The sequence below is a fragment of the Rhodoferax sp. GW821-FHT09E07 genome, assembly GCF_059416145.1.
In genome coordinates, this window is sequence record NZ_JBWKOP010000006.1 from 19650 (window position 1) to 41630 (window position 21981).

At 63.4% G+C, this 21981-nt stretch carries 20 protein-coding genes; 10 read left to right on the forward strand and 10 right to left on the reverse strand.

The window, feature by feature from the left end:
• Window position 1: 1 nt before the first annotated feature.
• The 3 genes from AC07OE_RS12725 (at window position 2) to AC07OE_RS12735 (ending at window position 4038) form a co-directional block, all read left to right on the forward strand.
• On the forward strand, window positions 2-1276 hold the full coding sequence (locus tag AC07OE_RS12725) for a putative Na+/H+ antiporter (protein ID WP_495070936.1): 1275 nt from the start codon (window positions 2-4) through the stop codon (window positions 1274-1276).
• A complete protein-coding gene (locus AC07OE_RS12730) occupies window positions 1273-2991 on the forward strand; it encodes a GMC family oxidoreductase (RefSeq protein ID WP_495070937.1) in 1719 nt (572 codons plus the stop codon). The genes AC07OE_RS12725 and AC07OE_RS12730 overlap by 4 nt, the downstream gene beginning before the upstream one ends.
• A gap of 285 nt (window positions 2992-3276) precedes the next feature.
• On the forward strand, window positions 3277-4038 hold the full coding sequence (locus tag AC07OE_RS12735) for a sulfite exporter TauE/SafE family protein (protein ID WP_495070938.1): 762 nt from the start codon (window positions 3277-3279) through the stop codon (window positions 4036-4038).
• Between the two features lie 22 nt (window positions 4039-4060).
• Here AC07OE_RS12735 and mrdA read toward each other — a convergent pair whose 3' ends face one another.
• The 4 genes from mrdA to AC07OE_RS12755 are packed head-to-tail and all read right to left on the reverse strand — an operon-like array spanning window position 4061 to window position 8529.
• Entirely contained in the window at window positions 4061-6010 is a 1950-nt protein-coding gene (gene mrdA, locus AC07OE_RS12740) for a penicillin-binding protein 2 (RefSeq protein ID WP_495070939.1), read from the reverse strand.
• Window positions 6011-6022: 12 nt separating this feature from the next.
• Window positions 6023-6553, reverse strand: coding sequence for a rod shape-determining protein MreD (mreD, locus tag AC07OE_RS12745; RefSeq protein ID WP_495070940.1), 531 nt, complete (start codon window positions 6551-6553; stop codon window positions 6023-6025).
• Window positions 6550-7470, reverse strand: coding sequence for a rod shape-determining protein MreC (gene mreC, locus AC07OE_RS12750; protein WP_495070941.1), 921 nt, complete (start codon window positions 7468-7470; stop codon window positions 6550-6552). The genes mreD and mreC overlap by 4 nt, the downstream gene beginning before the upstream one ends.
• A 15-nt stretch (window positions 7471-7485) precedes the next feature.
• Window positions 7486-8529 (reverse strand): rod shape-determining protein, encoded by a 1044-nt coding sequence (locus AC07OE_RS12755; RefSeq protein ID WP_495070942.1) that lies wholly within the window; start codon window positions 8527-8529, stop codon window positions 7486-7488.
• A 203-nt stretch (window positions 8530-8732) separates the two neighbouring features.
• On the opposite strand from AC07OE_RS12755, the gene gatC reads away from it, so the two are divergent.
• Genes gatC through gatB form a run of 3 tightly spaced genes read left to right on the forward strand, consistent with a single transcriptional unit; the run spans window position 8733 to window position 12088 of the window.
• Window positions 8733-9032, forward strand: a complete 300-nt coding sequence (gene gatC / locus AC07OE_RS12760; protein WP_495070943.1) for an Asp-tRNA(Asn)/Glu-tRNA(Gln) amidotransferase subunit GatC — start codon at window positions 8733-8735, stop codon at window positions 9030-9032.
• Between the two features lie 12 nt (window positions 9033-9044).
• Window positions 9045-10562, forward strand: a complete 1518-nt coding sequence (gene gatA / locus AC07OE_RS12765; protein WP_495070944.1) for an Asp-tRNA(Asn)/Glu-tRNA(Gln) amidotransferase subunit GatA — start codon at window positions 9045-9047, stop codon at window positions 10560-10562.
• 2 nt (window positions 10563-10564) lie between these two features.
• Window positions 10565-12088, forward strand: coding sequence for an Asp-tRNA(Asn)/Glu-tRNA(Gln) amidotransferase subunit GatB (gene gatB, locus AC07OE_RS12770; protein WP_495070945.1), 1524 nt, complete (start codon window positions 10565-10567; stop codon window positions 12086-12088).
• Window positions 12089-12129: 41 nt separating this feature from the next.
• On the opposite strand, the gene AC07OE_RS12775 is transcribed toward gatB, so the two are convergent.
• Window positions 12130-12783 carry a DUF4124 domain-containing protein gene (locus tag AC07OE_RS12775; protein ID WP_495070946.1) on the reverse strand — a complete coding sequence of 218 codons (654 nt, stop codon included), beginning with the start codon at window positions 12781-12783 and terminating at the stop codon, window positions 12130-12132.
• On the reverse strand, window positions 12780-13463 hold the full coding sequence (gene pyrE / locus AC07OE_RS12780; protein ID WP_495070947.1) for an orotate phosphoribosyltransferase: 684 nt from the start codon (window positions 13461-13463) through the stop codon (window positions 12780-12782). The genes AC07OE_RS12775 and pyrE overlap by 4 nt, the downstream gene beginning before the upstream one ends.
• Window positions 13464-13474: 11 nt before the next feature.
• Between pyrE and AC07OE_RS12785 the strand changes: the two genes are divergently transcribed.
• Window positions 13475-14266: an exodeoxyribonuclease III gene (locus AC07OE_RS12785; protein WP_495070948.1), complete on the forward strand. Its 792-nt coding sequence runs from the start codon at window positions 13475-13477 to the stop codon at window positions 14264-14266.
• Window positions 14267-14323: 57 nt separating this feature from the next.
• Here the strand turns inward: AC07OE_RS12785 and AC07OE_RS12790 are convergent, their stop codons facing one another.
• From AC07OE_RS12790 to gntR, 3 genes are all read right to left on the reverse strand, one after another.
• Window positions 14324-14959, reverse strand: a complete 636-nt coding sequence (locus AC07OE_RS12790; protein WP_495070949.1) for a PEP-CTERM sorting domain-containing protein — start codon at window positions 14957-14959, stop codon at window positions 14324-14326.
• A 112-nt stretch (window positions 14960-15071) separates the two neighbouring features.
• Window positions 15072-15935, reverse strand: coding sequence for a M48 family metallopeptidase (locus tag AC07OE_RS12795; RefSeq protein ID WP_495070950.1), 864 nt, complete (start codon window positions 15933-15935; stop codon window positions 15072-15074).
• On the reverse strand, window positions 15932-16984 hold the full coding sequence (gene gntR, locus AC07OE_RS12800; RefSeq protein WP_495070951.1) for an HTH-type transcriptional regulator GntR: 1053 nt from the start codon (window positions 16982-16984) through the stop codon (window positions 15932-15934). The genes AC07OE_RS12795 and gntR overlap by 4 nt, the downstream gene beginning before the upstream one ends.
• A gap of 182 nt (window positions 16985-17166) precedes the next feature.
• Between gntR and AC07OE_RS12805 the strand changes: the two genes are divergently transcribed.
• The 3 genes from AC07OE_RS12805 to AC07OE_RS12815 all read left to right on the forward strand — a co-directional run bounded on the left by AC07OE_RS12805 (window position 17167) and on the right by AC07OE_RS12815 (window position 20637).
• Window positions 17167-18495, forward strand: a complete 1329-nt coding sequence (locus tag AC07OE_RS12805; RefSeq protein WP_495070952.1) for an AmpG family muropeptide MFS transporter — start codon at window positions 17167-17169, stop codon at window positions 18493-18495.
• A gap of 142 nt (window positions 18496-18637) precedes the next feature.
• Window positions 18638-19354, forward strand: a complete 717-nt coding sequence (locus AC07OE_RS12810) for a response regulator (protein ID WP_495070953.1) — start codon at window positions 18638-18640, stop codon at window positions 19352-19354.
• A gap of 2 nt (window positions 19355-19356) precedes the next feature.
• Window positions 19357-20637: a sensor histidine kinase gene (locus tag AC07OE_RS12815; protein ID WP_495070954.1), complete on the forward strand. Its 1281-nt coding sequence runs from the start codon at window positions 19357-19359 to the stop codon at window positions 20635-20637.
• Here the strand turns inward: AC07OE_RS12815 and AC07OE_RS12820 are convergent.
• A complete protein-coding gene (locus tag AC07OE_RS12820; protein ID WP_495070955.1) occupies window positions 20634-21890 on the reverse strand; it encodes an ROK family transcriptional regulator in 1257 nt (418 codons plus the stop codon). The genes AC07OE_RS12815 and AC07OE_RS12820 overlap by 4 nt on opposite strands.
• Between the last annotated feature and the right edge of the window lie 91 nt (window positions 21891-21981).

The window sequence follows — 21981 nt, forward strand, 5'->3', positions numbered from 1 at the left end:
CATGGCCGGCGCACCCCTGCAGGGCGACCTGATGCACACCGTGGGCGCCGTGCTGTTTGGCGTGGCACTGCTGCACACCTTTGGCGCCAAGGCGTTTGAGCGCCTGGCGCACCGCCACCCGCGCCATGCCGGGCTGCTGCACCTGCTGGGTGAGGTGGAGGTGGTGTTTGGTTTCTGGGCCTTTGTGCTGGTGGCCAGCATGGCGCTGCTCTCAGGCCGCCAGCAGGCGATTGACTACGCCGAGTCGCGCCAATACACCGAGCCGCTGTTTGTCTGCGTGGTGATGGTGGTGGCCGCCTCGCGCCCGGTGCTGGAGGCCGTGCGTGCGCTGCTGCTGGCCATCGCCAGCGCAGTGCCACTGCCTACCACCACGGTGCTGGTGTGGCTGGGTCTGGCCGTGGTGCCACTGCTGGGTTCGCTCATTACCGAACCCGCCGCCATGACCCTGGCCGCGCTGATGCTGGCGCCACAAATTTTCACGCCGCAGATGCCCGAGCGCGCCAAGTACGCCGCGTTGGGCGTGCTGTTCGTGAACATCTCGATTGGCGGCACGCTGACCTCGTACGCCGCGCCACCCGTGCTCATGGTGGCCAATACCTGGGGCTGGGACACGGCCTTCATGGTCCACACCTTTGGCTGGAAGGCCGCCCTGGCGGTGCTGGTGAACGCCACCGCCGTGGTGCTGTACCTGCGGTCGCATCTGAAGACTGCGCCCCCCGTTGCCACGCCCGCCAACACCACGCCGGTGCCCTGGGTGGTCAGCGCCGTGCACCTGGCGTTTCTGGCCGGTGTGGTGGTGCTGGCGCACCACCCGGTGCTGTTTCTGGGCCTGTTCCTGTTCTTCCTGGGGTACACGCAGGCCTATGCGCGCTTTCAGAACCCGCTGATCCTCAAGGAGGGGCTGCTGGTCGGCTTCTTCCTGGCCGGGCTGGTGGTGCTGGGTGGCATGCAGCAGTGGTGGCTGCAGCCCCTGGTGTCGGGCCTGGCGCCCACCGCCCTGTTCTTTGGTGCGTTGGGCCTGACCGCGGTGACCGACAACGCGGCGCTGACTTACTTGGGCTCCCTGATCGAGGGCATGTCCGACTCTGCCAAGTACCTGCTGATGGCTGGTGCCGTGGCCGGCGGTGGCCTCACCGTGATTGCGAATGCCCCCAACCCCGCAGGCGCCGCCCTGCTGCGCGCGGGCTTTGCCCACCAATCCATAGGCGCGGGCGGCCTGCTGCTGGGCGCCCTGCTCCCTACCGCGGTGTCTGCCGCCTTTTTTCTGCTGCTATGAACGACACCACCTTCGACTACATCATCATTGGCGCGGGCACGGCCGGTTGCCTGCTGGCCAACCGGCTCAGTGCCAATGCCTCCAAGCGCGTGCTGCTCGTCGAGGCCGGCCGCAAGGACGACTACCACTGGATCCACATCCCCGTGGGCTACCTGTACTGCATTGGCAACCCGCGCACCGACTGGCTGTTCAACACCGAGGCCGAGGCCGGCCTGAATGGTCGCAGCCTGCGCTACCCGCGTGGCAAAACCTTGGGGGGCTGCTCCAGCATCAACGGCATGATCTACATGCGCGGCCAAGCCCGCGACTACGACCAGTGGGCCCAGCTGACGGGTGACGCGAACTGGACCTGGGAGAACAGCCTGCCCTACTTCAAGCTGCACGAAGACCACCACGCCGGCGACAGCGCGCTGCATGGGGCCAAGGGTGCGCCCTCGCCGCTGCTGCAAGACAGCGCCACCGACTACCGCAAGGTGCTGCGCCACCACAAAGCGGGCGGCGAATGGCGTGTGGAAAAGCAGCGCCTGCGCTGGGACGTGCTGGACGCCTTTGCCCAGGCGGCCACGCAAGCCGGCATCCCCGCCACCGACGATTTCAACCGGGGCAACAACGAGGGCGTGGGCTACTTCGAGGTCAACCAGAAAGCCGGCTGGCGCTGGAACACGGCCAAGGCCTTTTTGCGCCCCATGTGCTACGCGCGCCCCAACTTCGAACTGTGGACGGGCGCCCAGGCAGCCAAACTGGTGGTGGAGCCGCAGACCGGTGGCGATACCCCCCTGCGCTGTACCGGTGTGCAGGTGTGGAACGGGGCCGAAATGGTGACCGCCACCGCGCGGGCCGAGGTGCTGCTGTGCGCGGGAGCCGTAGGCTCACCGCACATCCTGCAGCTGTCGGGCCTGGGTCCGGCAGAGCTGCTGCAGGCACGGGGTGTGGCCGTGGTGCAAGACATCCCTGGAGTGGGCGCCAACCTGCAGGACCACCTGCAGATCCGTGCGGTGTTCAAGGTCAAGAACACGTCCACGCTGAACGTACAGGCCAACAGCCTGTGGGGCAAGGCAAAGATCGGCCTCGAATACGCGTTCAAACGCAGCGGCCCCATGAGCATGGCGCCCAGCCAGCTCGGCGCCTTCACGCGCAGCGACGCCAACCAACCCCACCCCAACCTGGAATACCACGTGCAGCCGCTGAGCCTGGACGCCTTTGGCCAGCCCTTGCACACCTTTAATGCCTTCACCGCCAGCGTCTGCAACCTGAACCCGACCAGCCGCGGCACGGTGCAGATCAAGACTGCGGATTTCAAGGATGCACCCGCCATTGCCCCCAACTACCTGAGCACCGACACCGACCGACAGATTGCCGCCGACTCGCTGCGCGTGACGCGCAAGATCGTGGCCCAACCCGCGCTGGCCAAGTACCAGCCCGAGGAGTACAAGCCCGGCGTGCAGTTCCAGAGCGATGCCGAGCTGGCCCAACTGGCGGGCGACATTGCCACCACCATCTTCCACCCCGTGGGCACCACCAAGATGGGGCGAGACGACGATCCGCTGGCCGTGGTCAACAGCCGCCTGCAGGTACGCGGCGTCGCCGGCCTGCGCGTGGTGGACGCGGGCGTGATGCCGTTGATCACCAGCGGCAACACCAACTCGCCCACGCTAATGATTGCGGAGAAAGCCGCGCAGTGGATTGCGGAGGACGCCGCTGCGGCACACCAATGAAGGGTTTGTCCTGATGCCGCAAGCCCTGCAAGGCGGATACATTTCTTTCCAACGCAGCACCTGACAGCAACTGCGAGGTCTGCAAAGACCAAGCTTGAAACGACGCCGAGGAGACGGCTAACAACGAACAACAAACCCTGCACACCAAGATGCAGTTTTACAAAAGCACCGGTATCCCGGTGCTTTTTTTATGCCTTTTTGGCGCCCAGCCCCCGTCAAAACTGCGCCGCAGGCTATCAACTTCATAGCAAATAAGACCCACATTCTGGATGCGACAATCCTGAAATGGAAATGCTGTTTGTCACGCTGGCCTCGCTGCTGGCCGGTTTTATCGACTCGATTGTGGGTGGCGGCGGTCTGGTTCTGACCCCCGCACTCTTCGCCGTCTTTCCCCAAGCCCACCCGGCCACTCTGTTCGGAACCAACAAGGGCGCCTCGGTATGGGGCACGGCCATGGCCACGGTGCAATACAACCGCAAGGTGCACCTGCGCTGGCAAACCATTGGGCCTGCCGCGGCGGTGTGCTTTGCCGCAGCGCTGTCGGGCGCCTGGCTGGTCACCGTGGTGTCGCCACAGTACCTGCGCAAGGCCTTGCCGTTGGTGCTGTTGGGTGTGCTGGCCTATACGCTGGCCAAGAAAGACCTGGGCCGCCACCATGTGCCGCGCTTTGTGGGCCAGCACGAGACCCTGGCGGCCTGCGCCATCGGACTGGCCATCGGGTTTTATGACGGCTTCTTCGGTCCCGGCACCGGCAGTTTCTTTGTGTTCCTGCTGGTTCGGCTGCTGGGCTACGACTTTCTGAACGCCTCGGCCGGCGCCAAGTTGCTCAACACCGCCTCCAACCTCGCCGCGCTGCTGCTCTTCACCGTCAAGGGCCACGTCTGGTGGCATTTTGTGGCGGCCATGGCCGTGGCCAATGTGCTGGGCAGTCTGGCGGGCACCCACCTGGCACTCAAGCATGGCACCGGCTTTGTGCGCAGTGTCTTCATCGTGGTGGTATCGGCGCTGATCCTGAAGACCGGCTACGACGCGTTTTTGCGCGGCTAGCCAACCCCGGCGCGCGCTGGCTTCAGTGGGCCACTGGGGGCCAGGGTATGTCTTCGGCCTTGCGGGGCTTGCCAATCGGTGCAGTCGCCTGGCCACGACTGACAGCGGCCAGGTCTTCTTCACTGGGGTACTGGCCCAGTAGCCAATAGTCAAATGTGCGCCGTGCGATGGGTGCCGCCGAAGCCGCTCCAAAGCCAGCGTTTTCCACAATCACGGCCAGTGCAATCTTGGGGTCGTCCGCCGGCGCAAACGCGATATACAGCGAATGGTCACGCTGGTGCTCTTCCATGGCCGAGGCGTTGTACTTCTGGTTCTTGCCCAGGCTGACGGCCTGGGCCGTACCGGTCTTGCCACCACTGAGGTAGCCCGCCCCAGCGAACACGCGGGTGCCGGTACCACCCTGGGTCACACCCACCATGGCGTCGCGCACGATCTTGATGTTCTCGGGCTTGAAACCCAGGTCCTGCGCGGGCTCGGCAGCCACAGGGGTGCGCACACGGGTGGTGGCGTCCTGGGTGGCGATCACCAACTGCGGTTTGTGTTTCACGCCATTGTTCGCCAGCGTGGACACCGCCTGGGCTATTTGCAGCATGGTGAAGCTGTTGTAGCCCTGCCCAATGCCCAAAGAGATGGTTTCACCGGCGTACCACTTTTGCTGCTCGGGGCGCTTGTAGTAGCGCTTCTTCCACTCCTGGCTGGGCAGCACGCCACGCACCTCGCCATTGATGTCGATGCCCGTGATCTGCCCAAAGCCCAGGGGCGCCATGAAGTCGTGCATGGTGTCCACGCCCAGTTCATTGGCCAGGGAGTAAAAGTAGGCGTTGCTGGACTCCACGATCGCGCGGCGCATGTCCATCACACCGCCGCGTTCATTCTCGGGGCTGCCAAAGCGATGGCCACCAAACATGTAGAAGCCGGGGTCGTTGATCAGCGTGGAGGGCGAGCGCGTGTTGGTCTCCAGCGCCGCCAGTGCCATGAAGGGCTTGTAGGTGGACCCGGGCGGGTAGGTGCCCCGCAACGCGCGGTTCAACAACGGCTTGTCGATGGATTCATTGAGCATTTGCCAGTTTTCCTGGTCAATGCCTTCGACGAACAGGTTGGAATCAAAGGTGGGTTTGCTGACGAACGCCAGCACCTCGCCGGTCTTGGGGTCCAGCGCCACCAGCGCGCCGCGGCGTGTGCCAAACATGTCCTCAATCAGTTTTTGCAGCTTGATGTCGATAGACAGCACCACCACGTTGCCCGGCGTGGAGGGCGTGCTGGCCAGCTTGCGCACCGCGCGCCCACCGGCCGAGGTTTCCATGCGTTCCACACCGGTCGTGCCGTGCAACTCGTGCTCGAAACTCTGCTCCACACCCAGTTTGCCGATGTACTCGGTGCCCCGGTAGTTGGCTTGGTCGTCGCTGTCGTCAATCTTTTCTTTTTCCGACTGGTTGATGCGGCCGATATAGCCAATCACGTGGCTGGCCAGCTCGCCGTAGGGGTAGTTGCGGAACAATCGCGCCTTGATTTCCACGCCGGGAAACCGGAAGCGCTGCGCGGCAAAGCGTGCCACTTCGGTGTCCGTCAGACGCGTGCGCACCGGCAGCGACTCAAAGCTGCGGGACTCTTCCATGAGCTTCTTGAAGCGGCGGCGGTCGCGCGCCGTGATGTCAATCACGCTGGACAGCTCATCCAGCGTCTGCTCCACACCCAGACTCTTGGAAGGGGTTATTTCGAGTGTGTAGGCCGAATAGTTGCTGGCCAGCACCACACCATTGCGGTCCAGAATCAGTCCGCGGTTGGGCACAATGGGAACGATGGAGGTGCGGTTGCTCTCGGCCTGCGCGCGCAGGTCTTCGTGGCGCACGATCTGCAAATAGGCCAGACGCAGCGCCAGCAGCACAAAACAGGTGAGAACCACCACGCTGACCACAAACACACGCGTGCGAAAGCGTGCCAGATCGACCTGAACATTGCGCAGTTCTGTCATGCGTGGGTCAGGCTACAGAGGTCGGTTGGCGTCGGGATCGGGTGCGCGACGTTGCGGAGCCAGCAGCACCACACTCACGATCGGCCACAGCGCGGCCTCGATCAGAGGGGCCAGCACCATCCACCAGCCCGGAAACGTACCGCCGCCCAGCAGGCGCAGGATCAACTCCAACCCGTGAGAGACGGCAAACAAGGGCAGTACCTGCGCGGCCTGCGATGGCACCGAGAACCACAACAAACGGCGGTGCACGGTGATGGCCAGAAAGCTCAGCGCTGTGTAGGCCATGGCGTGCTGCCCCAGCAATCCGCCCTGGTGCACGTCCATCAGCAATCCAAAAACAAAGGCCGCGCCAATGCTGATGCGCAGCGGCTGGTGCACGGTCCAGAACACCAGCACCACGGCCAGCACATCGGGTGCCCAGGCCGCACGGCCCCACAGGCCCATGTTTTGCAGCATGTTGAGCAACAAGGCCACCACCAGGCTCATCCAGATAAACAGGGGGTTGGCAGGCAACAGCAGTTGCTGCCCCGGACGCATGATCATTTCGCTTCGCCCCGTTTGGGCGCCACGGGCGCAGGTTCGGCCGCAGGGCGGGGCGCCAGCTGTGCATTCAGGGGATCCAGCACGATCACATGCTCTGCCCCCGAAACCATCGCCAATGGCACGCAGTAAATACGCGCAAACACCGCGTCCACGCGGCGCTCCACTTTTTCCACCCGCGCCACCGGCAGGCCTGGTGGGTACACACCGTCCACACCGCTGGTGGTCAACAGGTCGCCCACGGCCACATCGGCGTTGGCGGCCATGTAGCGCAGCTCCAGCGCGTCGGCATGCGTGGAGGTATCGCCAAAGGCCACGCCGCGCGCACCGGTACGCGCGTTGAGCACGGGAATCGCATGGTCACGGTCGGTGATCAGGGTGACCTCGCTGACCATGGGGTAGACACGGGTGACCTGGCCAATCACACCGAACTCGTCCAGCACCGGGGAGCCCAATGCCAGGCCCTGGGCCAGGCCTTTGTCCACGATGACTTTGCGGGTGTAGGGGTCGGCCGCGTCATACAGCACCTGTGCGGCCTTGAACGGCGCGCTCAAGCGCGGACTCAGGTCCAGCAATTTGCGCAGGCGGCTGTTTTCGAGTTCGAGCTGCTCAACCTGGTTGGCGCGCAGCGACTGGGCACTGAGCTTGCGGCGCGATTGCTCCTGCTCGGTCTCGGCCGTGGCCACCGTGGTGAAGTAAGCACTGCTGCTCTGCACCAAGGCCACGGGCTGCAGGGCCAGCCATTGCACCGGGTAGAGCACGGCAGCCAAGGCCACGCGCAACGGCTGCATCACCTTGAAACGCGCATCGGCCACCATCAGGAACAACGCCAAGGCGCTGCAGACGGCCAGCTTGGACAGGGCCGAAGGGCCCTGGCGGAAGAAGGGGGGAGGATCTCTGTCCAGCGTACCGAGTGGCATCGCTGTGTCCGGCCGTTATTCGCTGGTGAAAATGGAACCCAGTCGCTCCATCTGCTCCAGTGCAATGCCGCAACCGCGCACCACACAGGTCAGAGGATCTTCGGCCACCAACACGGGCAGACCGGTTTCTTCGGCCAGCAGGCGATCCAGGTCACGCAACAACGCGCCACCACCGGTCAGCATCATGCCGCGGTCAGCAATGTCGGCACCCAGTTCGGGCGGGGTTTGTTCCAGCGCGTTCTTCACGGCAGACACGATGTTGTTCAGCGGGTCGGTCAGCGCTTCCAGAATTTCATTGGAAGAGATGGTGAAACTGCGGGGCACGCCTTCGGACAGATTGCGTCCGCGGACTTCCATTTCCTTGACCTCGGATCCGGGAAAGGCGGAGCCGATTTGCTTCTTGATGGCTTCTGCAGTGGGCTCACCAATCAACATGCCGTAATTGCGGCGGATGTAGTTGATGATGGCTTCATCGAACTTGTCGCCGCCCACGCGGACCGAGCCCTTGTAGACCATGCCACCCAGGGAGATGACGCCCACTTCGGTGGTGCCACCACCAATGTCGACCACCATGGAACCGGACGCTTCGGACACCGGCAGGCCAGCACCGATGGCGGCAGCCATAGGCTCTTCGATCAGGTACACGTCGGACGCGCCGGCACCCAGCGCGGATTCACGGATGGCACGGCGTTCCACCTGGGTAGAACCGCAGGGCACGCAGATGATGATGCGCGGGCTGGGCTTCAGGACGCCACGGGGGTGCACCATCTTGATGAATTGCTTGAGCATTTGCTCGGTGACGGTGAAGTCGGCGATCACGCCGTCTTTCATGGGGCGGATGGCTTCGATGTTGCCGGGCACCTTGCCCAGCATCGCCTTGGCTTCGCGGCCCACGGCTTGGATAGTCTTTTTGCCTTGGGGGCCGCCTTCGTGGCGAATCGCAACCACCGAGGGTTCGTCGAGCACGATGCCCTTGTCGCGCACAAAAATCAGGGTGTTGGCGGTACCCAAGTCAATCGCCAGGTCGGTGGAGAAGTACCGACGGAAAGCTCCAAACATTACATATCCTCTCAGGCATACCGGGCACTTCGGCCCCGCATCGCCGGGTTTTAGCGTTTCAAAATCGTAAGCGTGGCGTCAAAGTCCGCAGAAAAACGGCCCTCGCGTCAAAGGCAGGATAATACCCCATTGCCTGTGAATAACTCGGTCGGCCAAGTGCGTTTTTGGCCCGAATTACCCTTGGTTTCAACTCTTCTACTCCCATGTCCCTGACATCTTCCGATATCGCCCGCATTGCCAATTTGGCCCGTCTGGAACTGCAGACGGCAGAGAGTGAGCGCATGCTCGGTCAGCTCAACGGTTTTTTCAGCATTGTGGAAAAGATGCAGGCGGTGGACACCACCGGCATCGAACCGCTGGCCCACCCGGTCGCCGCCATTCAGGACGTGACCCTGCGCCTGCGCGATGACGTCGTGAGCGAGCCCAACCGTCGCGAAGCCAACCAGAAGAGTGCCCCTGCCGTGGAACGCGGCCTGTTCCTCGTCCCCAAGGTCATTGAATAAACCGCCTCCCCTATGACGACTTCCCTCTCCCACTCCGCCTTGCACGACCTTTCGGTGCAAGAACTCACCCAGGCGCTACAGACCAAGCAGGTGTCGGCCGCCGAAGCCGCCCAGCACTTCCTGCAACGCGGCCGCGACCATGCCCATCTGGGTGCCTATGTAGACACCCACGAAGAGGCAACGCTGACCCAGGCACGCGCAGCCGATGCCCGCATCGCCGCGGGCACTGCCGGTGCCCTGGAAGGTCTGCCCTTGGCCCACAAGGACATTTTTGTAACACGCGACTTTGCCACCACGGCCGGCTCGCGCATGCTCCAGGGCTATCGCTCACCGTTTGACGCCACGGTAGTCGACAAACTGGCGCAAGCCGGCGCGGTCACGCTGGGCAAGCTCAACTGCGACGAGTTCGCCATGGGCTCCAGCAACGAAAACACCGCCATCGCGCCAGTCGGCAGCGACACTGTGCAACCCGTGCGCAACCCCTGGGACACCACACGTATTCCCGGCGGCTCGTCGGGTGGCAGCGCCGCCGCCGTGGCAGCGCGCCTGGCACCGGCCGCCACCGGCACGGACACTGGCGGCTCCATCCGCCAACCCGCATCCTTCTGCGGCATCACGGGCATCAAGCCCACGTATGGCCGCGCTTCGCGCTATGGCATGGTGGCCTTTGCCTCCAGCCTGGACCAGGCCGGCCCCATGGCCCGCAGCGCCGAAGACTGCGCGCTGCTGCTCTCGGCCATGTGCGGCCCCGATGCGGACCGTGACTCCACCTCGCTGGACGTGCCCGCCGAGAACTTTGCGCAGAAGCTCAACGACTCCATCGAAGGCCTGCGCATCGGTGTGCCCAAGGAATTTTTTGGTGAGGGTCTGAGCGCCGATGTGCGCGCCAGTGTGGACGCTGCGCTCCAGCAGTACGAGCGGCTGGGCGCGAAGCTGGTGCCCGTTACGCTGCCACGCACCGAGCTATCCATTCCGGTCTACTACATCATTGCGCCCGCCGAAGCGTCCAGCAACCTGAGCCGCTTTGACGGTGTGAAGTTCGGCCACCGCGCCAAGGACTATGGCGATCTGGCCGACATGTACAAAAAGACGCGTGCCGAAGGTTTTGGCGATGAGGTCAAACGCCGCATCATGATCGGCACCTATGTGCTGAGCCACGGCTACTACGACGCCTACTACCTGCAGGCGCAGAAGATCCGCCGCATGATTGCCGACGACTTCCAGAACGCCTTCAAGGACTGCGATGTGATTGCCGGCCCCGTGGCGCCCACCGTGGCGTGGAAGATTGGCGAAAAGTCCGACGACCCCGTGGCCAACTACCTGGCCGACATCTTCACGCTGTCGGGTTCCCTGGCCGGTTTGCCCGGCATGAGCATCCCCGTGGGCTTTGCCAAGGCCGAGGCCGACAAGGGCTTGCCGATTGGCATGCAATTGCTGGGCAACTACTGCCAGGAGGCGCGCCTGCTCAACGCCGCGCACCGCTTCCAGCAAGCGACCGACTACCACCTGGCCAAGCCCGCAGGATTCTGACCATGAGCGAGACCGTGAACACATTTGAAGCGCAACAACAGGGCCGCCCCACGGGCCCGCTGGTGCATGGCTACGAAGTCATCATCGGCTTTGAGACCCACGCCCAACTCTCCACCCAGTCGAAGATCTTTTCGCGCGCCAGCACCGCATTTGGTGCGGAGCCCAATACCCAGGCCTGCGCGGTGGACCTGGCCCTGCCCGGCACATTGCCCGTGATGAACAAGGGCGCGGTCGAACGCGCCATCCAGTTCGGCCTGGCGATTGGTGCCCACATCGCGCCGCGCAGCATCTTTGCGCGCAAAAATTACTTCTACCCCGACCTGCCCAAGGGCTACCAGATCAGCCAATTCGAAATCCCCGTGGTGCAAGGTGGTGCGGTCGAGTTTTTCCTGGGAGACGAAAAGAAAGCGGTGCGCCTGGTGCGCGCCCACCTCGAAGAAGACGCCGGCAAGTCGCTGCACGAAGACTTCATTGGCCAGAGCGGCATCGACCTGAACCGCGCCGGCACACCCCTACTGGAAATCGTGACCGAGCCTGACATGCGCTCCAGCGCAGAAGCCGTGGCTTATGCCAAGGAACTGCACAAGATCGTCACCTGGATCGGCATCTGCGACGGCAACATGCAGGAAGGCAGTTTCCGCTGCGATGCCAACGTGTCGGTTCGCAAGCCCGGCCAGCCCTTGGGCACGCGCCGCGAAATCAAGAACCTGAACAGCTTCAAGTTCATGCAGCAAGCCATTGACTATGAAGTGCGGTGGCAGATCGAGCAGATCGAGGACGGCCACGCCATCCAGCAGGCCACCGTGCTGTTCAACCCCGACACCGGCGAAACCCGCGCCATGCGCACCAAAGAAGACGCCGCCGATTACCGTTATTTCCCTGACCCGGATCTGCCACCGCTATGTATTTCGGAGCAGTGGATCCAAGATGTACGGGGGCTGATGGCCGAATTGCCTCGCAACATGGCAGCACGATTCCAGTCCAACTATGGCCTGAGTGAGTACGATGCCACCCAGCTCACGCAAAGCCTGACGCTAGCCAATTACTTTGAAGCAGCAGCCAAGGCCAGCGGCAAAGCAAAACTCGCCAGCAACTGGATCACTGGCGAATTAGCTCGCAGGTTAAACGCAGAGGGTTTGGAAATCGCCGCAGCCCCGGTTCAGCCGGCACAACTCGCTGCGTTGATCATCCGAATTGACGACAACACCATTTCCAACAATGCGGCTAAGCAAGTGTTCGATGCGCTCTGGCTGGACAAAGGCATCTTGACGAAGCGCTCGGATGCAGAAGCTCAAGCCATGATTGATGCTTTCATTGAGTCCAAAGGCCTCAAACAGATGAACGACACCGGCGTGCTGGAAGCCATCGTGCAGCAGGTGATCGACAAGAACGAGAAGAACGTGGCCGAATTCAAGGCGGGCAACGACAAGGCGCTCAACGCGCTGGTCGGCCAGATCATGAAAGCCAGCCAGGGCAAGGCGAATCCGCAGCAGGTGAACGAGCTGCTGCGCAACAAGCTGGCCTGAAACAGCTCCCCCAAGAGAAAGGCCTCTTGCGAGGCCTTTCTCTATTTGCTGGCGGGTCCCAGCTGCGCCCAGAGCTGGCGCAGGCGCACCAGCTCATCGTCAAAGCGCGCATTCACACGTTTGGTCTCGGCTTCCTGTTCACCAATAAAGCGCTTTTGCACCGACTGGCTTTGCGTGTTTTCGTCCAACTGGCGGCGCAGGTACGCGGGGGCCTTGGTGGGGTCTTTTTTGTAGAACTCCATCTCGCCGTCAATCGCCACCCGCTGACGCACCAGCTCGTCCAGGCGTGTGGTCGCCGCTTTGGTCACCGCGGCAATCTGCGCGACCGCATCGGCGCGCTCCTGGTCATGAACGGCCTTGTTCGGGTAGCGGGTCAGCAGCGCACGGTCACGGCGTTTTTCTTCGGCCGCACGCCCGAGCTCTTCCTGCGCAAGCTTTTCTTTTTGTTCCTGCTCAGCCTTCTCCTGCGCCGTCAGCGTGGGGCCCACCTTGGCTCGCACCGTGCCACTGGGGTTGAGCACCTTTTGCTCGCGGTCTGTGCACTCGGGAATCGGCCGGTCCGCAGTGAGCTTGCGTCCTTTTGCATCGACACAGGTGTACACACCGCCAGTAATGGGCGCGGTTTGCGCCCAGGCAGCAGCAACGGTTCCCGCGGCCGCCAACCCCAGCAGCGCAGCCCTCATCATTCGTGTCATGCGTCTCCTTCTTCCACGCCATAGCGCTCGCGATAGGCCAGCACCCTTTGGTGATCAGCATCCGAGCCAGACCCGTGGCGTGACTCCAGATACTGCATTAAATCACCCAGCTTCGCAATTGCGCAGACCTGCAGGCCCAACTGGTTGCGCACGTACTGCACGGCACTGTAAGGGACATCCTGGCCGTTTTCCGTGGCTTTTTCCTGACGGTCCAGCGCAATGCATACGGCGTGGGCCGTCGCTCCCGCTGCCTGGATGATGGCAATCGATTCCCGTGCAGCCGTGCCAGCGGACATGACATCGTCAATCACCAGCACGCGCCCCTTCAAGGGTGCCCCCACCAGCGTACCGCCTTCCCCATGGTCTTTCGCCTCCTTGCGGTTGTAGGCAAACGGCACGTTGCGGCCACGCCGCGCCAGCTCGATGGCGACGGCCGCGCCCAGGGGGATGCCCTTGTAGGCAGGGCCAAAAACCATATCAAACTCCATGCCGCTGGCCAGCAGCCGCTGGGCATAGAATTCGGCCAAACGCCCCAGTTTGGCTCCATCGTCGAACAGGCCCGCGTTGAAGAAGTAGGGGCTCATGCGCCCGGCCTTGGTTTTGAACTCGCCGAACCGCAGCACCCCGCAATCCACGGCAAACCGCACAAAATCCTGCGCCAACGGGTCTCGATCCGACATGGGAGTATTCCTTGTTTAAATTAACCAGCCTCAACCTCAACGGCATTCGCTCCGCCACCAGCAAAGGGCTTGAGGCCTGGCTTGCCCAGGCCCGGCCCGATTGTATTTGCGTGCAGGAGGTCAAAGCCCAAGCCGCAGACATGGCCGACAAGTTCGAGTCTCTGGCCGGGCTCAAGGGCTATTTCCATTTTGCTGAGAAGAAGGGCTACTCGGGCGTGGGTGTCTACACCCATCTCGAACCCAGCGATGTGGTGATCGGCTTCGACGGCGGGGAGTTCGATGGCGAAGGCCGCTATGTAGAGTTGCGGTTTGACACGCCGGCCCGCAAACATTCGATCATCAGCTCCTACTTTCCCAGTGGTTCGTCAGGGGAAGAGCGCCAGTTGGCCAAGTTCCGGTTTCTGGGCGCAATGTACCCGCACCTGCAGACACTCAAGGCCCAGCGCGACTTCATTCTGTGCGGCGACATCAACATCGCGCACAAAGAGGCTGACTTGAAGAACTGGCGCAGCAACCAAAAGAACAGCGGCTTCACACCTGAGGAACGGGCCTGGGTGACCAAGCTGACCACCGAAGGCGGCATTGTTGACGTCTACCGCCAACTGGAGCCCAACACCACTGACACCTGCTACACATGGTGGAGCAACCGCGGTCAGGCGTACGCCAACAACGTCGGATGGCGCCTAGACTATCATCTGGCAACACCGGCTTTGGCGGTAGGTGCCCGCACCGTGGATATCTACAAACAAGAGAAATTTTCCGACCACGCCCCGATTACCATCGGCTACGACTTCGGGCTGTAACGCACCCCACCATGAAAAAGGGCCCTTTCCAGGGCCCTTTTTACATCTGCGTGCCGTTCAAACGCGGTTCCTGCGGCGCCGCGCCACGACACCCAGCAAGGCCAAGCCGCCCAACATCAGGGCGTAGGTCTCGGGTTCAGGGACCGCTGCCGCGATCGAGATCTTGATGATCATGTCGTCGTAGTCCTTGTCACCGGTGTAATTGTCATTGAACAGCACCAGAGCGCTCTTCTTGTCACGGGACAAGATCAGGCCCAAGGCGTCCGCGCCATTGTGGATGGCCGAACCCTGGTTGTTCGACTTGAACCAGAAGTCCAAGGCGCCGCCAATCTTGGCGCCAGCGTCAAAGCTATACGCACCCGCGCTATTGGTCGTCGAATTGATCACTCCGCCAGCGCTGTTGCCGAAGTAGAAGCCGTTGTTGTAGCTGGCTTCCTTGCCCACAAAACTGAAGGTCAGCTTGGCGGCGGAGCTCAGTACCAACTCGCCGCTTTTCTGCATGTTGTGCAGGTTGAAGCCTGCGGCGCTAAAACCGGCCACCCAGGTAGGGTCAAAGTCTTTGCCCAAAGCCGTGCTGTGCCCACCCACGGAAGAAAAGGTGGGGCCCGCAGGCGCAGGAGTGGCCATGGCTGCCGGGCTGACCAACGCGGCCAACAGGGCCGACACACTGGCAAAGAGTTGGAAATTTTTCATGATGACTCCCGTACTTGTAACTGAACGTAATTCTCACAGTTACAAGTCGCCTTGGCATAGTCCGAACGGGCTACCCGGGCGTGACATTCGTCACTTTTCGACCCGAATCCGACTAAGGGTTCGCAGTTGACGCACGCTTGGCCTTCTCATAAAGCGGCATGACCTGGGGCAAGGCGGCCTGAATATCGGCAATGCGGGAGCTGCCTGAGGGGTGGGTGGACAGCCATTCCTGCGGTGCCCCCTTGTTCACTGCCCCCATTTTTTGCCACAACGTGATGCCTGCACGGGGGTCAAATCCGGCGCGGGCCGCCAGCTCCATGCCAACCAAGTCGGCTTCGGACTCGTCTTCGCGTCCGAAGCGCAAGGTGAGCAAATTTGCGCCGCCGCTGGCAACCAGGTCAGTAATGCGTGGGTCAATGCCGAAGACGCTCGACGCCAGAGCCCCACCCAACTTGGCGAGCCCTTGAGTGGCCGCACCCTTCCCCATGCGCTCGCGGGCATGCTCGCGCAGCGCGTGGGCGATCTCGTGGCCCATGACCATGGCCACTTCGTCATCCGTGAGCTTGAGCTTTTGCAGAATGCCACTGTAGAAGGCGATCTTGCCGCCCGGCATGCAAAACGCGTTGATCTGGTTGGAGCCAAGCAGGTTGACCTCCCACGTCCAGGCCTTGGCGCGCACATTCCAGCTCAACGTATAGGGAATGATGCGGCGCGCAATAGTGCGCAAGCGGCGCACCTGTGCATCGTCCTTGCCGCCCAAGGCGTGTTTGGCCGCGGCGGCAGACAGCATCTGGGCGTACTGCTGTGCAGCGGAATGCTCAACCTCTTCGGCGGACACCAAGTTGCTGAATGCCGAATTGCCGCCTACCTCCACCCCCTCCCGAGCGCCTGCCGGGGTCGCCGAGCCTAGCGTCGCGGCCAGCAAAAAAACGGCACCCCAGTGGCGCACAGGGCAGCAAGTTATGGCCTGAGTCATGTGCTTTGCCTTACTTTCAATTCCCACCCCACATCAATGCAGCTGGCCACCACAGTGTCGCCGCGCATACGTTGCAGCAGCATTGCGGCCGCATTCTCGCCAATTTCGGCCCGTGGCGTGCGAATGGTGGTGAGCGCTGGCCACATCTGGTCGCTGCCGGCCAGGTCATTGAAGCCGGCAATGGCAACCCGCTGCGGCACGGCCAGCCCCACACGCAGCGCAGCCAACAGACCGCCTTGCGCCAGATCGTCATTGCAAAAGAAGACAGCATCCACATCCGGATGGTCGTGCAGGTGGCGAATCAGCAACTCGCCGCCCAGCGCCAGCGACGAAGGCTCGCTGCGCAGCCATTCCAGCGCCGGGTCATACACGTCGGCGGCTTGGAGTGCCTGCCGGTAGCCCTCCAGCCGCTGCAGCACGCGCGGATCCAACTGTGCAGCGGCAAACGCAATGCGCCTGCGCCCTGTGGACAACAGGTGCTGGGTCATTGCCCGGCTGGCGTCGGCCTGCGAGAATCCCACGCAGTAGAGCGCAGGGTCTTGAGAAATCTCCATCAGGTGCACACAGGGCACCCCACTGCCCGCCAGCAGGGCGCGGCTGCGCTCAGTCCGCTCCGTACCCGTGACCAGAATGCCGGCTGGCCGGTGCGCCAGGTAGCTGGCCAAGAGCGCCTCTTCCTCCGCCGCGTCGTAGTGGGTCACCCCGATCAAGATTTGATAGCCCGCCGGGTGCAAGGTGCGGTGTACGGCCTCCAGCAGGTCCACAAACAGGTGGTTGGTGAGCAAGGGGATCAACACCACCACGATGTTGCTGCGCGCACTGGCCAGCGCACGGGCGGCCGGGTCGGGCACATAGCCCAGGGCCTGTGCCGCCGCCTCCACCCGCGCCACCAACGCCTTGTCCACACTGCGCTCTGCCCGCAGTGCGCGCGAGGCGGTGATGCGACTCACGCCCGCGGACCGCGCCACATCATCCAGCGTGACACGGCCAGAGGCACGGCTCTTGCGCGCCGGGCTGGTGAGAGGTTCGGACTTGCCCTCGTTGCTCAATGGAACTCCTCGCGGTTGGCACCCCATGCCTGCGGACATCAGAGGGAATGTGACAGGTATTATTCCCGCATGTCTCAGCCCCGCCCCACGCCTCCTTCCATTGCCCCCACTGGCCGGCTTGCTGCCCTGTGGGTCTACGCCGAGCCCGCCTCGCTGCGCATGCTGTCACTGGGGTTGTCGCAATGAGCGCGGCGAATCCCGCCGCACGCCGCAAGCGCTCCGCGATGGAGGTGCTGCGGGAACTTCGACAGCCCAAGGTCGCCGTCATGCTGGCGCTGGGCTTCGCCTCGGGCCTGCCCTTTTTGCTGACTGCCAACACTTTTGGCTACTGGCTGCGGGATGACGGCACGAGCCTGGTCGCCATTGGATTTATCTCGTGGGTCGGTTTCGCCTATGCCTTCAAGGTGTACTGGTCGCCACTGGTGGACCGCATCGATGTGCCGCTGCTGGGCCGCCTGGGTAGGCGCCGCGGCTGGATGCTGCTGTGCCAGATTCTGATCACCATCGGGTTGCTGGGGATGGCCGCTGTGGGGACTGCGGGCGGGCTCGCCGCCATTGGCGCTTTTGCACTACTGACGGCCTTCGCCTCCGCCACGCAAGACATTGCCATTGACGCCTGGCGCATTGAATCGGCTGCGGATGCAGACGAGGTGGGCTTGATGACCTCGGCAGCGCAGGTCGGGTACCGTGTGGCCCTGCTCATTACCGACGCCTTGATCATCGCAGCGGCGGCCCGCGTGGGCTGGTCGATGTCCTACGTTGGCATGGCCGTGCTGATGGCACTGTGCACCATGGCCACCCTGTTTGCCTCAGAGCCGGTGCGCGCAGACGTAGTGCTGCACCAGAAGCCCCCCTTGTGGAGCTTGCGGGGCCTGGGTGACGCCATCATCGGCCCGTTTGTCGATTTCTTTGCCAAGCACAAGGTCGCCGGACTCGTCATGCTCTTGATGGTGGCGCTGTACCGCCTGCCGGACTTCATCATGGGACCGATGTACAACCCGTACTACCACGACCTGGGAATCTCTAAAGACACGGTCGCCTGGGTGCGCGGCACCTTTGGCCTGGGCGCCACATTTGTCGGGATTGCCGCGGCGGGCATCAGCGCCGTTCGGCTCGGTTTCTTGCCGACCTTGGTCGTCGGGCTCGTGCTCGAAGGTTTGGGCACAGCAGGATTCGCATTGCTCAGCGTTAATGCAGACCCGCCTGTGTTTGCAATGGTGATGGCCCTCGACACCTTTGCCCAGTGTTTCGCTGGCGTTGCCCTGGTGACTTATATGTCGAGCCTGACCAGCCTGGGCTATACCGCCACCCAGTACGCCATGCTGTCCTCCACCTATGCGTTGCTCGGCAAGTTCCTGAAGGGCTTCTCCGGTATCGCAGTCGAAACACTCACGCCAACCCATGGACTCCTGGGCGCTTACGCCACGGCGTTCGTCGCGACCGGTCTGACTGCCATCCCGCCCCTGCTGCTGCTGCTGCTCCTCTGGCGCATGCAGCGGCTCAAGAGCTAAAGATGGCATGTTCAAAATAGCCACCCGGCCCCGTTGATATTGAATTAATAGCTATTATTTTGATAGCAATTTTTACCTAACTTTACCGCTGCTTCAAACCGTGGGCATGGCGGTTACAAGCCTGCGGCGATAGACTGCCGCCATGCCCCAACACTTGCTATTGATTGAAGACGATGCCCGCCTGGCCTCCATGGTGGCCGAGTACCTGGAACAGTCCGGCTTCTCCGTAAGCCACTGCGGCGACGGCCTGAGCGGTCTTGCCCACCTGACCCAGCCCCCGGCAGGCGCTGCGCCCGAGCTGCTGGTGCTGGACCTGATGCTGCCGGACATCGACGGACTGGAAGTCTGTCGCCGTGTGCGTGCCTTGCCCGCACCGCTGAACACCGTGCCCGTTCTCATGCTGACCGCCAAGGGCGACGCCATGGACCGCATCATCGGCCTGGAAATTGGCGCCGACGACTACCTGCCCAAGCCCTTTGAACCGCGCGAGCTGCTGGCGCGCATCCGGGCCATCCTGCGCCGCAAGGTGGACAGCACGGCGCCCAGCGGCAAGACCTTGCGCTTTGGCACACTGGAAATCGACCGCGATGCCCGTACGGTGGTGGTCGCTGGCGCGGCCTGTGATTTGACCTCCTACCAATTTGACCTGCTGGTGGCGCTGGCCGAGCGGGCTGGGCGCGTGCTCACGCGTGACCAGATCATGGAAGCCGTGCGCGGCCGTGAGCTGGACGCCTTCGACCGCTCCATCGACGTGCACATGGGCCGCATCCGCGCTGCCATCGAGGCCGACCCCAAGGACCCCAAACGCATCCTGACCGTGCGCGGCGTGGGCTACGTGTTCGCGCGCCAGCAGGACTGAGCATGTTCTTCAACAAACTGTACGTCCGCATCTGGCTGGCCGTGGTGCTGGCCGTGGTCGTACTCACGATGCTGGTGGGCTGGGCCTGGCGTATGGCCGCGGAGCCGCCGCTGCGCGAAGTGGTGGTGCGCAACGAAGCAGGCGAGGTGATCGGCAACGGCCAGGCGCGGTTGCGCCGTCCGCCCTCCTCCGGCTGGCGCCTGGACCGCCCATTCGGCGGACCGCCGCCCACTGCGCCCGACGAAAAGCAGCCCCCCAACAGCGACCCGCCGAGCGATAACCCGGATGACGATGCGCCCGGCCGGTTTGGGCGCGGCCCCGAATTCCTGGTACGCATGCAAGACGGCCAGATCATCCACATGCACCTGCCACGGCCACCGCAGTCCAGCATGCGCGCACCGTTTGGATTTCTCTGGACGTTAGGGCTGGTGGCCGTCGCCGTGGCCCTAGGCACTTACCCCATCGTGCGGCGTCTGACGCGCCGGCTGGAGGCCCTGCAAAACGGCGTGGAGCGCTGGGGCGCCGGTGACCTGAGCGTGCGCGTGCCCATGACCGGTGATGACGAAGTGGGATTTCTGGCCTCGCGCTTCAACCGCGCCGCCCAGCAAATCGAGACCTTGGTGAAATCGCATGAGTCGCTGCTGGCCTCACAAAAGTCGCTCCTGGCCAATGCCTCGCACGAGTTGCGCTCGCCGCTCACGCGCATCCGCATGGGGCTGGAGCTCATGGGCGCTACGCCCAGCGCCAGCTTCAAACAGGAGATTTCGCGCAACATCGCGGAGCTGGACCAGTTGATCGAAGAGATCCTGCTGGCCAGCCGTCTGGATGCCAAAGAGGCAGACCTGGGCACGGTGGAACCCGTGGATTTGGTGGGCCTGGCGGCTGAGGAATGTGCCCGCACGCAGGCCACACTGGAGTCAGCAACCGGCGAGCTGGCGGTTCCCGGGGTCGCCAAGCTGCTGCGCCGCGCGGTGCGCAACTTGCTGGAGAACGCTCGCCGCTATGGTGCGGGCGAGGTGAGCCTGCAGCTGGAACAAGACGCCACCCATGCCATCGTACGGGTGTGCGACCGAGGCCCCGGCGTACCCGAGGCCCAGCAGGACCGCATCTTCGAGCCGTTCTACCGCCTGCCGGGCGCCTCCGAGCGCGATGGCGGAGTGGGCCTGGGCCTGGCGCTGGTCAAGTCCATCACCCTGCGCCACAACGGCGCGGTGACCTGCAGCAACCGCCCAGACGGCGGCGCCTGCTTTGAGATTCGACTGCCGCTATCCAGCCCGACTTAGGACGCGACTTTGAGGAACAGGTCGCGGTCGGGTGCGAAGTTTTCGTGCAGCGGCAGCAACGCGCCGCCCAACGCACGTGCATCCGACCCGATGCTGCCCGCGATCACCGTGGCGGGCCATAGCCCCTCCCAGTTGTAGCGGCGCAGCGCGGCTCCGGTTTCTTCAATCAGGCGCTGCAGCATGGCGCGCGAGAATGAGCCGTCGATCACCACCGCATCAATGTCCAGAAACGCCGTGGCACTGACCACGCTGTGCGCCAGCCCCATCGCGGCGCTGGCAATCCAGGTGCGGGTGTGCGTGGCATAGGCGCCATCCATGGCGCGGTCGTCATAAGCGGCGCTGGGCTCCAGGCCGGAGGCCTTGAAGATCTGCTCCAGTTCCCACAACGAGGCGTGGGCCACCAGTTGCTCCGGGGGCACCGGCCCCTCGGCCACGGCCAGTGGCATGGAGGCCACCGCGCCCGCATTGCCGTGGATACCGCCATGCAGGTGCGAGTTGATGACCAACCCTCCGCCCACAAAGGTGTCCACAAACAGGTAGAGGAAACTCTTGAGGTCCCGGCCCCGGCCCGCGACCAGCTCGGCCACGCAGGCGGCCGAGGTGTCCTTGGCAAAGCTCACGGGCGCATCGGTCATGGCCTGCACTTGGGCGCACAGGTCGATGTGGTTCCACTGGTCCGACACAGCCTCGGACAGCCCGAGCATCTTGTGCCAGCCGCCCAGGTTGAACGGCGCCGCCACGCCCACACCCACCAGGCGCGACGCCAGCGGCCCCATGCCGTCAAGGATGCTGCGCATGTGCGACTGCACCATGGGCAGCAGTACATCGGCATCGGGAAAGTCGTACGGCAGCGTTTCACGCACGCGCACCTTGCCCGTGAAGTCCACCAATAACCAGTCCGCACTGCGCCGGCCAATCTTGATACCCATGGCAAATGCGCCGTCGGGGTTCAGCGTCAGCGGCACTGAGGGCTGGCCAATGCGGCCCCGCACGCGCTCCTGCTTGAGCAGCAGGCCATCCTCTTCCAGTCGGGTGGTGATCAGGCCAATGGTTTGCGCGGTCAACCCCGTCAGGCGGGCCAGATCGGCCTTGGGCAGGCTGCCGTTGAGACGTACTGCCTGCAAGACCACGCGCTCGTTGAACTGGCGCATGCCCACATGGTTCGAGCCACGCGGCCGCAGCACCGGAGGTGACGCCGCAGTTGACGTGCCTGCGTCACTCTGCGTGGGGGATGGGGAGTCTGCAAGGTTCATGATGGGAGGATTTTCACCCATGTCCGATGGCTTGCTGAAAACATTTTCATACCCCGGTCACCTGCGCGTCCGGGGTACGGGTCATCACCTG

Bases quoted from the DNA above. Each gene is read 5' to 3' on its own strand.
- AC07OE_RS12725 (WP_495070936.1), top strand. From the start codon at position 2: ATGGCCGGCGCACCCCTGCAGGGCGACCTGATGCACACCGTGGGCGCC.
- AC07OE_RS12730 (WP_495070937.1), top strand. From the start codon at position 1,273: ATGAACGACACCACCTTCGACTACATCATCATTGGCGCGGGCACGGCC.
- AC07OE_RS12735 (WP_495070938.1), top strand. From the start codon at position 3,277: ATGGAAATGCTGTTTGTCACGCTGGCCTCGCTGCTGGCCGGTTTTATC.
- mrdA (WP_495070939.1), bottom strand. From the start codon at position 6,010: ATGACAGAACTGCGCAATGTTCAGGTCGATCTGGCACGCTTTCGCACG.
- mreD (WP_495070940.1), bottom strand. From the start codon at position 6,553: ATGATCATGCGTCCGGGGCAGCAACTGCTGTTGCCTGCCAACCCCCTG.
- mreC (WP_495070941.1), bottom strand. From the start codon at position 7,470: ATGCCACTCGGTACGCTGGACAGAGATCCTCCCCCCTTCTTCCGCCAG.
- AC07OE_RS12755 (WP_495070942.1), bottom strand. From the start codon at position 8,529: ATGTTTGGAGCTTTCCGTCGGTACTTCTCCACCGACCTGGCGATTGAC.
- gatC (WP_495070943.1), top strand. From the start codon at position 8,733: ATGTCCCTGACATCTTCCGATATCGCCCGCATTGCCAATTTGGCCCGT.
- gatA (WP_495070944.1), top strand. From the start codon at position 9,045: ATGACGACTTCCCTCTCCCACTCCGCCTTGCACGACCTTTCGGTGCAA.
- gatB (WP_495070945.1), top strand. From the start codon at position 10,565: ATGAGCGAGACCGTGAACACATTTGAAGCGCAACAACAGGGCCGCCCC.
- AC07OE_RS12775 (WP_495070946.1), bottom strand. From the start codon at position 12,783: ATGACACGAATGATGAGGGCTGCGCTGCTGGGGTTGGCGGCCGCGGGA.
- pyrE (WP_495070947.1), bottom strand. From the start codon at position 13,463: ATGTCGGATCGAGACCCGTTGGCGCAGGATTTTGTGCGGTTTGCCGTG.
- AC07OE_RS12790 (WP_495070949.1), bottom strand. From the start codon at position 14,959: ATGAAAAATTTCCAACTCTTTGCCAGTGTGTCGGCCCTGTTGGCCGCG.
- AC07OE_RS12795 (WP_495070950.1), bottom strand. From the start codon at position 15,935: ATGACTCAGGCCATAACTTGCTGCCCTGTGCGCCACTGGGGTGCCGTT.
- AC07OE_RS12805 (WP_495070952.1), top strand. From the start codon at position 17,167: ATGAGCGCGGCGAATCCCGCCGCACGCCGCAAGCGCTCCGCGATGGAG.
- AC07OE_RS12810 (WP_495070953.1), top strand. From the start codon at position 18,638: ATGCCCCAACACTTGCTATTGATTGAAGACGATGCCCGCCTGGCCTCC.
- AC07OE_RS12815 (WP_495070954.1), top strand. From the start codon at position 19,357: ATGTTCTTCAACAAACTGTACGTCCGCATCTGGCTGGCCGTGGTGCTG.
- AC07OE_RS12820 (WP_495070955.1), bottom strand. From the start codon at position 21,890: ATGAACCTTGCAGACTCCCCATCCCCCACGCAGAGTGACGCAGGCACG.